General features: G+C 47.2%; 8 protein-coding genes. 3 read left to right on the top strand and 5 right to left on the bottom strand.

The features are described 5' to 3' along the window. Positions 1 to 48: 48 nt before the first annotated feature. From ABIE50_RS07875 to ABIE50_RS07890, 4 genes are all read right to left on the bottom strand, one after another. Entirely contained in the window at positions 49 to 222 is a 174-nt protein-coding gene (locus ABIE50_RS07875; protein WP_209866983.1) for a T9SS type A sorting domain-containing protein, read from the bottom strand. Positions 223 to 595: 373 nt separating this feature from the next. After that, positions 596 to 1,627: a PorP/SprF family type IX secretion system membrane protein gene (locus ABIE50_RS07880; protein WP_209864934.1), complete on the bottom strand. Its 1,032-nt coding sequence runs from the start codon at positions 1,625 to 1,627 to the stop codon at positions 596 to 598. A gap of 18 nt (positions 1,628 to 1,645) precedes the next feature. Beyond that, positions 1,646 to 4,498, bottom strand: coding sequence for a PKD domain-containing protein (locus ABIE50_RS07885; protein WP_209864932.1), 2,853 nt, complete (start codon positions 4,496 to 4,498; stop codon positions 1,646 to 1,648). A gap of 161 nt (positions 4,499 to 4,659) precedes the next feature. Next, a complete protein-coding gene (locus ABIE50_RS07890) occupies positions 4,660 to 9,519 on the bottom strand; it encodes a PKD domain-containing protein (RefSeq protein ID WP_209864929.1) in 4,860 nt (1,619 codons plus the stop codon). Positions 9,520 to 9,649: 130 nt separating this feature from the next. On the opposite strand from ABIE50_RS07890, the gene ABIE50_RS07895 reads away from it, so the two are divergent. Together ABIE50_RS07895 and ABIE50_RS07900 are read left to right on the top strand one after the other, a co-directional pair. Then, positions 9,650 to 10,249 (top strand): methyltransferase domain-containing protein, encoded by a 600-nt coding sequence (locus tag ABIE50_RS07895; RefSeq protein ID WP_209864926.1) that lies wholly within the window; start codon positions 9,650 to 9,652, stop codon positions 10,247 to 10,249. Continuing rightward, entirely contained in the window at positions 10,231 to 10,923 is a 693-nt protein-coding gene (locus tag ABIE50_RS07900) for a rhodanese-like domain-containing protein (protein WP_209864923.1), read from the top strand. The genes ABIE50_RS07895 and ABIE50_RS07900 overlap by 19 nt, the downstream gene beginning before the upstream one ends. A 54-nt stretch (positions 10,924 to 10,977) precedes the next feature. Here ABIE50_RS07900 and ABIE50_RS07905 read toward each other — a convergent pair whose 3' ends face one another. Further along, complete coding sequence (locus tag ABIE50_RS07905) at positions 10,978 to 12,438, bottom strand: carboxypeptidase M32 (RefSeq protein WP_354027922.1); 1,461 nt, start codon at positions 12,436 to 12,438, stop codon at positions 10,978 to 10,980. 110 nt (positions 12,439 to 12,548) lie between these two features. Here ABIE50_RS07905 and ABIE50_RS07910 point away from each other — a divergent pair, with 110 nt between their 5' ends. After that, the gene (locus ABIE50_RS07910) at positions 12,549 to 13,643 is read left to right on the top strand and encodes a Nif3-like dinuclear metal center hexameric protein (RefSeq protein WP_209864917.1); all 1,095 of its coding nucleotides are present in this window, start codon (positions 12,549 to 12,551) and stop codon (positions 13,641 to 13,643) included. The last annotated feature ends 2 nt before the right edge of the window (positions 13,644 to 13,645 follow it).

The raw sequence follows: 13,645 nt of genomic DNA on the forward strand, positions 1-13,645 counted from the left end.
ACGATCTAAACCGTGACTTTTTCTTTTTTATTTTGATGCCAGATATATCTACTTTACAACATTGAATTTCCCGGATTCTACCAGGTTGCCCCGCTGATCCCGTAACTGGAAAATGTATAAACCATTATAATAATTATCCAGGCTAACCGTTGTTTTAGAACTGATGCCTTTTAACTGATCTATTTTTTTTCCGAGGAAATTATATACAATAAGATCGTACAAGCGATCGTTATTATATTATGCTGTTGAACTTCAAATGTTATGACGGTTGTAGCTGGATTGGGATATAACTTCACAATTTTGCTACCCCCCTCCGTATTTGGTTGGGATTTATCGCTTTGAGCCTTACCTATGCTGGTAAAAAGGCTGAAAACCATTATGAGAATCAGGGTAGAGGTTTTCCACATAGTATTATAAAAATAAAGTTTTTTTCAAATATTTCCTAATTTTTTGTTTGATAAATTCAGCCCGTCCACGCCACGTCTCTGTACATAAAAATAACAAACTACAGGCCATTTTGTTAGCTTTTTCTCACATTTTATGTAATTTTTAACGCTAGAAAGTTTATTTTCATAAATAATTGATTTATAATAGTTTAAAATCTGGGACAATTTACGCTTTCCAGTGTCGAGTTCCGGCTGTTCAGGAAACCCTTGAAAACCAGTGAAATTTCGAAGCCCCCAAACGTCTGGCTGGCAGTTCTCAGCTTTGAAATATTGGTGTCGTAACTCATTCCTACCTCGTATTTATCCATATCAATTTTGATGGTGGGGATAATGGCATCGTTCCACCTGAGGAAGAGGCCGCCATAAATAGCCCTCGTTGATTCCAGTCCCTGGTCCATCAGGCCATACCCGATTAATGCACCGCCAATATATTCCGAATAGGTGCCCTGGTGTAACTGGTTGTAGTGAGCGATCACCTTCACCCTCTCATCTACCGGTATTGTAATACCCGCATTAAAGGTCAGTTTGGGGTGCAGCTCAATATTCTGGTCATTGTAGAAAGAAATTTTAGCACGGTTAAAATGGAAGTAACCGGCCCCGATAAAATAATTCACATCTTCCCCAATCACACTGTTGTAGCTCAATCCCACGCCGGCATCCAGGTAGCTGTAGCCTTTCAGCGCCAGTTTGCCTTCCTCCCCTGTAGCGTTGGCAGGATCAAAACGCCCGTTGGTATACTGGTTGTTGAAGGTCATGTTGGTAGGATCGAATTGCCGTTGTACAAACCCGCCCATAAATCCCATGGAGAGGAAACTGCTTTTATCCCCGTTGAGGGATTTGTGATAGTTGATGGCAGGGAAGATCTGTGTAGACTGTAGTTTGGATGTTCCTGCACGGTCGTAGGTAAGCTGTAAACCCGTGGTAATATAATCATTGCTGCGGCCCACCGGGAATTTTATTTCACCGCTCACCGTACCGGTCTGGTAAGGAATGGTAACGCTGTTCCACTGGTTGCGGTATACGGCCTGTACACGCACATCGCCATTGAAGATGCCTATCAATGCAGGATTGCGGAGAACAGGCGTTTCATAGAACTGTGAAAGATGTATATCCTGGGCATACAGCGGAGTTGCATACGTGATGCAAACAATTGACAGTAATACGCGGTATATGGTTTTCATGTTAGCCAGGTTAAATAATTATCTGAGTAATGTTACGTTACCTTTCATCTTGAAAAATTCATTGGTATCACAATATGCTTCAATGAAGTAGATATATACATCTGATGGTTGGGGCTTGCCATTAAAGGAGCCGTTCCATCCTGTGCTGATATCATCAATATTGATCCGTTCACGGTGATATACTTCCTGTCCCCAGCGGTTGAAGATCCGGAATGATTTTATAAGGCTGATGCCCTTTCCGCGTGGATAGAATATATCATTTTGCCCGTCGCCATTCGGGCTGAAAGTGTTGGGAATAAATACCACATCGGTATTACAAACGAGGTCCACATTCATGATGTCACTTTTCGTGCATCCGTATTGGTTAGTTCCGGTAATACTGTAGGTAATAGGTTTCCGGACAGCGGCAGTAACATAAGGAGAGCTGGTGTTATCCAGGTAATCATCCGGGCTCCATTTCCATTTTACAATATCGGGGCTGCCACTGGCCATCAGCCGCACAACATCTCCCACCATTACCGTTTGGTCTTTACCTGCATTTACCTGTGGTACCGGTTTTACAGCTACTTTTACAGACAGGGGCGCGCTCATGGGGCAAATGGCATCGTTGGTGCCGGTTACCTGGTAAGTGATATCCGCTATGGGTGTGGTTACCGGGTTGGCAATGGTATTATTGGTTAAACCGGTAACCGGCGTCCAGTTGTAGATAGCAGCGCCTGTTGCTTTCAATTGCACCGAAGTACCGTAACAGGCAATGGTATCATTGTTTACGGTAAGATTTACTTTAGGTACCACCACCACATCTGTTGAATCAAATACCGTACAACCGTATACGTTAGATGCCTGAACCAGGTAACGGGTATTTACCAACGGAGAGGCAACGGGATCTGTACAGAGCACACAACTGAGCTGAGTGGCGGTAAGCCATTGAACAGTGCCATCGGATAAGGCGTTGAGGTTAACGCTGTTGCCTTCGCAGATCTTTGGCTGACTGGCAGTTGCTTTTACAACCGGTGTAGGATGAATATTAATGGTTTTAATGACAGAGTCCCTGCAATTGCGGGCATCGGTTACCACCAGCTTTACTGCCTGTCCGCCGGAAGTGCTGTACTTACCGGCTGGCGGCGTATGGGCAGTGGAGCTCTGGCCGTTGCCCAGGTCCCAGTACCAGTTTGCAATCGGGATATTGGGTGAGGTAACAGTATTGTTGATAAAGCTTACCGGCTGGCCTGCACAGGTAACTGGGCCGGTGGTAAAATCAGCCTGCGGCGCAAGAATATTAATATCATCCGGTTTATACACAATATCATCGCAATAGGCGGGATCGTTATAACGAATGGTGAGCTGGTTATCGAAGGTGCCTGCAGTGGCCCATGTTTTTACATAGGTCTGATCCGTGGAAGCGAACGTAGTGCCGTCCCCAAACTGCCAGGTGTAGCTGGATACCAGCCCCAGTGGCACGTTCAGTACGCCATACGTGGCTTTGCTGCCGCGGCAGACAGAGCTGACGCCTGCCGTAAAATCTGCCCGGAAATAATACACCGTCCGGAAACTGCTGTGGTTACAGTTGTTGCCTATCTCTCCTATAGTAAGACGAACGGTATAGTTACCAGGTGTTGTATAATTATGCACCGCATCCCGGGTGTTTACCAGCGGGGAGTTGTCGCCAAAATCCCACTGGTAGGTAGAGTTGGCGCTGGTGCCGATGGAGTTATTGGTGAAGATGAATTTACTTTTATCAGTGCAGTCACGTACTACGGAGAACTGTGATACCGGCCCGGTTACATTTACGGTGGCAGGTGGCGCATCGGTGAAACAGCCATTGCTGCCGGCTTTCATTTGTATTGTAAGGGTACCGTTGGCATTAAAGGAATGCCGGATATCGTTGTTGCTGCCGGATGCCGTTTGCCCGTCCCCGAAATCCCAGCTGTAGGTGTCGGCGAAGCCGGCGTTGGCCAGTAGTCTTACCGGGTCGCCTGTGCAGGTGCTTTCCGGCGATACTGTGAAGCTCACATTGGAAGGAGGATTGCCTGTATGTACAAATTTATCGAAGGAGGCAGTTACCACACATTGCCCCTGTGTAGTAACGGTAACGCCTATATCATAAGTGCCGGTTTGTGTATAAGTGTGGTTCACATTGCCGCCGGTGGAGGATTGCGTAGTGCCATCCCCGAAGTTCCAGGCCCAGGATACTACGGGGTCACTGATATCGTTGGTGGAAACAGCCGTAAAGGCTGCAGTGAAAGGCACGCACCCGGAAAGCGGTGTTACCATGGTAATTTGTGGCAATGAAATATCGATGTAGGCGGCTTTCTTCAACGTAGCCGTACATCCGTTACTGTTAGTAACTGTGAGGGTCACATCATATTTGCCGGCCTGCGTATATTGATGAGGTATATAAGCGTTACTGGTAGTAACCGGGGCAGTTCCATCGCCAAAATCCCAGGTCCTGCTGGCCGCGCCTGTTGTGGCATCGGTGAAATTGGCGGTGAATACTTTGCAGCTTTTTGTTACATCTGCCGAAAAAATCACCTGTGGGGTAGCACCTACTACAAGTTCCCTCCAGTAAGTGCTGGTGGTTGTTCCCCCGCTTACTTTATACACTGCTTCCAGGGTAATTTTTACGGGCCCGCCACTGGTATAGGTTACCTGCGGATGCTCTTCATGCGATGTTCTGCCATCACCAAAATCCCAGTTATAGGTAAGAGGTGTGCCGGTGCTTGTATTTCTCAGTGTAAGTGTAACCGGTGTACACAGGCTGCCCGGCGAAGCGGTATAGGTAAAGTCGGCCTTCTGTGCCAGTAAGGAGTTGGCCTGCAAAAGGGATATGAGCAGTAAGGTCCAAAAACACTTTGCCTGTAGGTATTTCATAGGGTGCACAGGTTTTCCATAGACTAAATGACTACACAAATTAGTAAAAAATACATATATAATTTTTTTGATTTTCGGAATTTTCCGTACCGGGGAATGAAAATGCGGCGGAGTGCCTGCAAATCAATAACATCGGCGACAAAAAATCCGTTGGCAATGTTTTACCGGATCAGTGTAATATTCCCTTTCAGCAGGTTCACAGCGCCTTTATCACACACTACTTCCACATAGTATACAAATACATCCGGGTTCAGGACAGTGCCTTTGTAACGTCCATCCCATCCGGCCGAAGGATCATTGGTGTTCACACCGCTGCGTTCAAATACCAGTTGCCCCCAGCGGTTAAAGATCCGGAAAACACGGATGGATTGCATGCCCTGACCACGCACATAGAATACATCATTCTGACCATCGCCATTGGGTGAGAAAGTGTTTGGGATGAATATATTGCCTTCATTGCACACCAGTTTGATGGCTATATCATCGGTACTTTCGCAACCAAAACGGTTGGTAACCTTTACATGGTAGGTGATGTCATCTGTTGGGGTAGCCGTTGGCGTCAGGCAGTTGTAACAGCTCAGGCCTGTTACAGGCGTCCATTCGGTTTTAATAATGTCGTCGCTTCCTGTTACGGGCAACGGAATAACAGAACCGGTGGCAATTATTATGTCCGGGCCGGCGTTCACTACCGGCGCCGCACGTACGTAAACTTTTGCCAGCACCGTATCTGTAAAACAGCTGCTGTTATTATAACCCACTACCTGGTAGGTGATGGTACCATCAGGACTGGCCACTGGGTCCGCAACATCGGTCCGGTTCAATCCCCTGGCGGGAATCCACTGGTAGCGCAAGGCGCCGCCGGCATTCATTTTTACACTTTCGCCGGCGCATATTTCTGCATCCTGTGCATATATTCTGAAAGGCTGGGTAACGGTAACGGCCACTTCGCCTGTATTCGTGCAACCGTATTCGTTAGTTGCTGTAACATGATATACTGTATCGATATCCGGCCTTACCTGTGGTGATACACTGGCCACATCGGAGATGTTGTAATCAGTCCAGTTCACCATTACATTGGCGGTAGTATTGGCCTGCAGCTGTAGTGCAGCATCGCGGCAGATAGTAGCGGTGGCGGGGGAAGGGTTTAATAACGGTGAAGGATGTACGATCATTTCAGCGGTAGCCTCTGATGGACAGGAGCCATCCCCGTTGGTAATTCTTAATACTACCGGTATGGTGCCTGTGCTGTTTAACAGTATTTCCGGCGGAGCAGGCACGTCGTATGTTTGCCCCGTACCAAGGCTCCACAGCCATTTGGTGCCCGCAATGTTTTTGCTGTCGCTGCCGGATAGTTGTACTTTGCCGGATACGCAAAGTGGGGCAATGGGTGCAATGACGGCTGCTGGCTGAGGGGGAATTACCACCGGCAACGTCTTCTCGTTTATACAGCCATAAGCGCTGGTTACCACCAGCTTAACGTTGGTAGTACCGGGCCGTGGATAATTGAACAATCCATTCAGGCCCGTGGCATTATTATCCGGGTTGCCCGGTACGCCAAAATCCCAGCTGCTGGTGAAATCCAGGCCAAGCGAATCTTTCGTTAACGTTTTACTTTTATTGGTAAATGTAACTTCCCCACCACCACATACCTGGAAATCGTTCGTAACGAAATCTGCTATTGCCTGATCCACGATGATCTTATCATTCCCTTCTGCTTTAACCACGCAACCCTGGTTGTCGAGTAATGACACACGTGGATAATAGATACCTGCTTTCGTATAGGTGTGTGCGGGAGAAACCGGTGTGGTGGAAGTGAGCACGGTACCATCATCAAAATCCCACATATAACTGTCTGTTTTAACAGAAGTGGCGCTTATACTTACCCCTAAAGGTACGCAGCCCTGTGTTGGCGTGGTTTTCATAGTGCCATCGGGCCCTTTGATGGTGATGGGCAGCGTAGCCGTACTGGAGCAGCCTCCTTCGGAATATACCGTTAGTACTACATCATAGGTGCGGGCGCGTGCGTAAATATGTACGTCCGGATCGTTTTTGGAAGAAGTGCCATTGTCCCCGAAATTCCAGCTGGAGCTTACAAAATCCGTTGAGGTATTGGTAAACAGCACTTTCACCGGTGGACACAGGTCCAGGTTGTCCGGAATAGTAAAAGAAGCTTTAGGATCAGGAACGGTGATCACATTTGTTTTGGTGATTTCATCCGTACAGCCTGCAGGAGTGGTCACTTTCAGGGTTACATTGTATTTACCCGGCGCACTGTATACCTTTACAGGCCTGTTGCCGGAGCCGGTGGTATTGTCGCCGAAGTTCCAGGCATAGTTCTGGATAGTGCCTTGCGACTGATCCACAAACGTGAAGGATTTATCAAGACAGGCAATATTGGAGGGTACCATGAAATCGGCCTTCACCCTGTCGAAACGGATCACCTTCTGCACTTTTACCACACAGCTGAATTTATCGGTTACCGTGAGTGAAACCGTATAATCGTTCGCGTTAGTATAGGTATGCTTTATATTAATTGGTTGTGTGGTATAATTTTCTTTATTGCTCTGATCGCCGAAGTCCCATTGCCAGTTGAGGATACTGTTGCCACTGTTCACAGTAGATTTATCAGTGAAGCTGAAGATCTCATCTTTGCATCTTTTACCGGTATAATCAAAATCAGGCGTAGCGCCGTTCACATCAATGCTTACCGGCGGCGCCTGGCGGGTGCAGCTGTTCTTGTCTGTAATGGTGAGCCTGATGGTGAAGGTGCCTGTTTGGTTATAGGTATGCGCAATACCTTTGGCCGGATCAAAATTATAGGCCGGTATATTTTGTATGGGGCTCCCATCTCCCCAATCCCAGCTGTATTCATTGATGTTCGAATTATTTAGTGGTCCTAACGATATGTGAATATTTTCGCCCCTGCATATTCCTGGTTTATCGGGAGTAATGACCGGTTTTTCATCGATGATGTTAACCGATTGGGTAGTGGTGGATGTACAGATCCCGTTATCGATGGTAAGCCGCACCTGTTTCAAACCCGTTGTCTGGTATTTGAAATCAGGATGCTGATCTGTAGAAGTGGCGCCGTTTTCACCAAATTCCCATAGCCATGTTTTTATGGGCGTGGGGAGTGGGCCGAAGGTAGAGTTGTCGGTAAATTTCCGGTGATAGGGATCCACGCAATCGGGAGCTGTTTCAAACCTTGCAATAGGTGGAATGATCTGGATATAATTTCGTTTTATTAACTGTTCAATACATCCATTGTTGTTTACCACGAGGATAATGTCGTGGTTACCGATTTCATTAAAAGTATGATTAGGGTTTTCTTCTGTGCTGGTGCTGTTATCCTGTACAAACGTCCATATCCAGGAAGTACCGCGTGGAACAGACAGGTTAGTGAACTGCACCGGATCTTTGGCGCATGATTTCAGAGGAGTGGCAGAAAAGTCCACCACCGGTCTTGTTCCGGCCATGATGATGGTGGTGCCGCTGGCCGTACATCCGCTGGCCGTTGTTATTGTAACAGTAACGGAGAAAGTGCCCTGGGTGGTGAAAATATGGTGTGGCCTTGCCGCGGTGGAAGTGGCGCCATCTCCGAAATTCCACTGATAGCTTACAATGGGATCTGTAACATCCAGTTCTGCATAGAAATCTACGGGTAACGGAATACAGCCTTCGGTGATATTGCGGTAAATACTGAGATTAGGTTTCGCAATATTGATATACCCGGGCAGGGTGATGGTTTTACTGCAGCCGGAGGCGTTGGATGCAGTAAGTGTGACCGTAAAGGATCCTTCGCGGGTATAAGTGTGGGAAGGGTTTTCCAGGGTAGAAACAGCGCCATCGCCAAAGTTCCAGTTCCAGGAAGCAGCATTAACCGATTGAGCGCTGAATTGTGTAGTAAAAGGAGTATTACAGGCGCTGAGCGGTGTAGCCATCGGGTTGATCTGCGGAGAGGGATTGATGTGAATGGTTTGCTGGGTTTCCTCCATGCAACTGCCAAGCGTAGCCTGCATTTTCACGATATAGTCGCCCGGTGTGGTAAATTGTTTGATGGCGTTGGCAGTGGTTTGTATGGTACCATCGGGGAATGCCCATGTTACCTGACCGGGAACCGGTTGTGTGGTATTGGTGAAGTTAACCGGTTGATCTGCACACGGCGTGGAAAATGTAAACGCCGGTTTTACTTTTTCTATAACAATATAATCTGTTTTGGTGAGCGGAGCAGTGCACCCGCCTGAAGTGGCAGCCGTTAATTTTACTGTAAAGCGGCCTTCCCTTGTATAGGTGTGCTGGTTGGCGGTGCCCGTGGTACCATCGCCATAATCCCACGTATAGGTAACCGGATCAGGGGAGTTGTTGATGGTATTATTAAAGAAGGTGACGGCAAACGGGGTGGTACAGCTTTGGGTTTTGTCTGCCGAAAAAACGGGCGTAGGCGCGCTCTGTATCTTTACGGGTTCAGGGCCTTTGAAAGCCGTACAGCCGTAGCTGTTAGTAACTGCGCTGAGCACATTATAAGTACCTGCCTGTGTATAAGTGTGCGTTACATTGGCGCCAACTGCGCCGCCTCCATCGCCGAAGTCCCAGGTAATATCTGCAATGCTGCCGTCACCGGGTGTTGAAAGATCCCTGAATGTAGCCATGAAGGGCACGCACCCGGTGGTATTAGGTATGCTGAAGTTGACCACCGGTTTATTATACACCTGGATATCAAGCTGTTTTACGATGACATTGGCGCCATAGGTAGCCGTCAGTTTAACATGGTAGATCCCGGGATCCTGGAATGTTTTGGAAGGAGTGAGGTCGTTGGTAACATTGGCGCCAAGTCCGAAGTCCCATTCAATCTGCCGGTAGCCGGGGTCCACTGCAGCGGTAAAGTTCACGAGGAAAGGAGGACATCCTGCTTTTTTATCTGCATTAATGGTAACTGATTGTGCGCGGACAGTCGTTGCCGTCAGCAGCCAGAACAAAATATGTTTAATGACAATCCGTAAATAATAGCGTAGGCTTTTCATGGCATAGGTTGGCGTTAAGGCCGTTTCACAGGTATCTTCAAAGCATAAAAATAACAATAATGTTTGGAAAAGCGATGTATTTATGTATGTGGCTGAATGGCCGTAACTTAGCATAAAAAGAGTTCCGGATATGGATAGTCAGTATTGGAATGACCGCTATCTTAAAGGAGATACCGGCTGGGATATGGGAATGGTATCTCCACCTTTAAAGGAGTATATTGATCAGCTGGTAGACAGGGATATTCGTATACTCATTCCCGGTGGAGGCAACAGTTATGAAGCCGCTTACCTGGCCGGGCAGGCTTTTGGCGATGTAACCGTGCTGGATATTGCACCGGTATTGGTAGAACAGTTACAAAAAACGTTTGCCCGTACCCGTGTGAAAGTGTTGCAGGAAGATTTTTTTGATCATAAGGGCAGTTACGATCTTGTATTGGAACAGACTTTTTTCTGCGCCCTGCCTCCTTTTCTCAGGACAAATTATGTGGAGCATATGTATTCGCTGATCAAACCGGGCGGGCATCTGGCAGGAGTTTTGTTTAACCGTCACTTCCCGCAGGAAGGCCCGCCTTTCGGGGGGACAGAAGAAGAGTACAGGAAGCTGTTTTCTCCTTTGTTTGATATCAAAACGTTGCAGCCATGCTATAACTCGCATCCGGCAAGACAGGGAGCAGAATTGTTTATTAATTTTATGCCGAAAATAAAGACGATATGGGACGAGTTCTATTAGCCGTTGTGATGATGCTTACAGGTATTACTGCAATGGCACAACAGGAAAAGGTGGTAGACGCCGTTGAATTTGATAAGGATATCCGTCAGCCGGATGTACAGGTATTTGATGTACGCACCGCCGGGGAATTTAGCACCGGTCATCTGCCACATGCTTTACAGGCCGATTATACAAAGAAAGCGGAGTTCAAAGAACGGGTACAATATCTCGACAAGAAAAGGCCGGTGTATATTTATTGCCTGAGTGGTGGCCGGAGCAGTGCTGCCGCTAAATGGATGAGGGAAAACGGTTTTACGGATGTAGTTGAACTGGAAGGCGGCATCAATGCCTGGAAGCAGGCAGGAAAGCCACTGGATGGCGTGGCAGAGAAAAAGCCTCAACTCAGTATAGCTGAGTATAATAAGTCGGTGCAGGCAAAGGGCTATGTGCTGACTGATGTAGGGGCTGCATGGTGCCCTCCCTGTAAACAGATGGAACCGGTGTTGGAAAAATTCTTCCAAAAACATCCACAGGTGAAAAAAGTATTTGTAGATGGCGGTAACGACCAGGAAGTGATGAAGTCTGTAAATGCGGCTAAGTTGCCCACTTTTATTTTTTATAAAGATGGTAAGGAGATAGCGAGAAAGGAGGGAGTAATGGAATTGGCGGAGTTGGAGAAGCTGGCAGGATTGTAGCTGAACAAAGAATTTTAAAAGCCCGGAACTAACAGGAAGTTCCGGGCTTTTATTTTAAAATCCGTATATCCCGCCATATTTCGTTTTCGCGTATTCCAGGAATTCCCCGAATGCCAGTTGTTTCCCCGTTACTTTCTCACACAACTCGTTTGATGTATACAATCGTCCGAATGGATGGATATTGGTACGTAACCATGTCAGCAGAGGTTCATAATTACCGGCGGCAATGCCTGCATCTAAACCGGGGACCTGTTTTTGTGCGGCTGCAAAGAACTGTGCGGCATAAAAACTACCCAGTGAATATGTAGGGAAGTAGCCAAAGCTGCCATGCGACCAGTGGATGTCCTGTAGTACGCCGTGTACATCATCCGGTACGGTTACATGCAGGTATTGACGGTAGTATTCATTCCAGGTATGTTTCAGATCTTTTACATCAATGCTGCCATCGATCAGCCCTTTTTCAATTTCATACCGGATCATGATATGGAAATGATAGGTTAGCTCATCGGCTTCTGTGCGGATGAGGGAAGGCTGAACTTTATTAATGGCTTTATAGAATGCGTCCAGGGGAATGTTTCCGAGGTTTTCAGGGAACAGTTGCTGAAGGCGTGGGTAATGATATTGCCAGAAGAGAAGGCTGCGGCCTACATTGTTTTCCCACAGCCGGGACTGCGACTCATGTATACCGAGGCTGGTGGCTTCACCGCAGGGAAGGCCATATTGTTCCGTGGGCAATCCCTGTTCATAGAGGGCGTGACCGCCTTCATGGATGCAGCTCCAGGTCATATTGCCAAAATCGTTTTCATCAATGCGGGTGGTCACCCTTACATCAAGCGGGTTGAAGCTGGTGGTGAATGGATGTTCTGAAACATCCTGCCTGCCTGCTTTCAGGTCGTATCCCATTTTTTCAAGAAGGGAGATGCCGAATTTCCATTGTGCATCGCGGTTATAGTGCAGGTGGAGGAAGTCCTTGTTAATAGCGGGTTGCTGTTCTATCTGGCTGAGCAGTGGAGAAAGGGCAGTTTTTACCTCGTTGAAAATAGTATCCAGCATACCGGTATGCGCGCCTTTTTCATACTCATTAAGCAGTGCGTTGTAGGGATGTCCTTCATAGCCGAGAATACCTGTTTCCTGTTTTTTCAGTTCCACCATCCGTGCAAGTGCTGGGGCGAAGAGAGAGTAGTCGTTCGCCTTACGTGCCCTGATCCAGGCGTGATAGCTTTCGTTGGTAGCTTTCGATAGGTCAGCTACAAAGGAGGCCGGGTATTTTTTATTCTTTTCATAGTCTTCGGTAGAAAGAAGGATATTCTTTTGTTCTACCGGATCCAGATCTGTATTTCCTTTCAGCGCCTGGAGGATGGCGTCCAGCTCAGGGGCAGTGAATAGTTCATGGGCGATAGCGCTGAGGGTAGTGATCTGCTGACCCCGGAACCCGGCTCCTTTTTCCGGAAGATAGGTTTCCTGGTCCCAGCCGAGTACGGCCAGGGCGTTTCTTACGTCCGCAATTTTTTGCATTTTTATTTTGTAATCCGAATACTGTTCTGCTGTAGATTTGCTTCCGGGCATAAAAGATATTTTTTGCAAATTTAGCTGATGCCACGAATGAACCATTAATTTTTGCAGATATGAAGATAAAAGAGATCATACAGGCCATTGAACAGTTTGCGCCTTTGCAGTACCAGGAGAGTTACGACAATGCCGGGCTGATTTTCGGGCGTGCAGATGTGGAGGTCACCAATGCCCTGCTCACGCTGGATGCAACGGAGGAGGTGATTGATGAAGCCATAGCAAACGGATGTAACCTGGTGATAGCCCATCATCCGATTGTTTTCGGGGGATTAAAGAAGATCAATGGGAATTCCTATGTGGAGCGGGTGGCAATTAAGGCTATTAAACACGATATAGCTGTTTATGCGGCACATACCAACCTGGATAATGTTCGTAACGGGGTATGTGCGCAGATGGCGGCTAAACTGGGGCTGGAACAAACCCGTGTATTACAGCCCAAACGGGGATTACTGAAAAAGTTATACACATTTGTGCCGGTGGCAGATGTGGAGATAGTGAGGGCTGCTTTATTTGAAGCAGGCGCCGGTCACATCGGGAACTACAGCGAGTGCAGTTTTAACAGCGCCGGTGAGGGTACCTTCCGGGGGGCCGAGGGCACAGATCCTTATGTGGGTACGCCTGGTAAAAGACATTTTGAAGCTGAAATAAAGTTGGAAGTAATTTTTCCGGTATATTTGGAAGGAAAAATTTTACAGGCGCTGTTGGGTAGCCACCCTTATGAAGAGGTGGCCTATGATGTGATAAGCCTGGAAAATGCTTATCAGCAGGTGGGTTCGGGATTGATTGGCATCTTGCCGGAGGCAATGGATGAGCTGGATTTTTTACAATTTGTGAAAAAGCAGTTCCTTACCGGTTGTGTGAGATATACCCCTTTGAGAGGGCGTTCCGTAAAGAAAGTAGCGTTATGTGGGGGAGCGGGCAGTTTCCTGTTAAAACAGGCGATAGCTGCAGGGGCAGATGCCTACATTTCCGCCGATTTTAAGTATCACGAATTTTTTGATGCTGATAATCAATTAATTATAGCAGATATTGGACATTTTGAGAGCGAGCAGTTCACTGTGGAATTATTTTATCATATATTGACCGAAAAATTCCGTAATTTTGCGCCTCTTAAATCTACGATTAAAACAAACCCGGTAAATTATTTATAATA

Origin of the sequence: Chitinophaga sp. OAE865, assembly GCF_040546735.1 — a bacterium.
In the GTDB taxonomy this organism is placed as follows: Bacteria; Bacteroidota; Bacteroidia; order Chitinophagales; family Chitinophagaceae; genus Chitinophaga; species Chitinophaga polysaccharea_A.

Coding starts and splice junctions, on each gene's coding strand:
- ABIE50_RS07880 (WP_209864934.1), bottom strand. CDS start 1,627: ATGAAAACCATATACCGCGTATTACTGTCAATTGTTTGCATCACGTAT.
- ABIE50_RS07885 (WP_209864932.1), bottom strand. CDS start 4,498: ATGAAATACCTACAGGCAAAGTGTTTTTGGACCTTACTGCTCATATCC.
- ABIE50_RS07890 (WP_209864929.1), bottom strand. CDS start 9,519: ATGAAAAGCCTACGCTATTATTTACGGATTGTCATTAAACATATTTTG.
- ABIE50_RS07895 (WP_209864926.1), top strand. CDS start 9,650: ATGGATAGTCAGTATTGGAATGACCGCTATCTTAAAGGAGATACCGGC.
- ABIE50_RS07900 (WP_209864923.1), top strand. CDS start 10,231: ATGGGACGAGTTCTATTAGCCGTTGTGATGATGCTTACAGGTATTACT.
- ABIE50_RS07905 (WP_354027922.1), bottom strand. CDS start 12,438: ATGCAAAAAATTGCGGACGTAAGAAACGCCCTGGCCGTACTCGGCTGG.
- ABIE50_RS07910 (WP_209864917.1), top strand. CDS start 12,549: ATGAAGATAAAAGAGATCATACAGGCCATTGAACAGTTTGCGCCTTTG.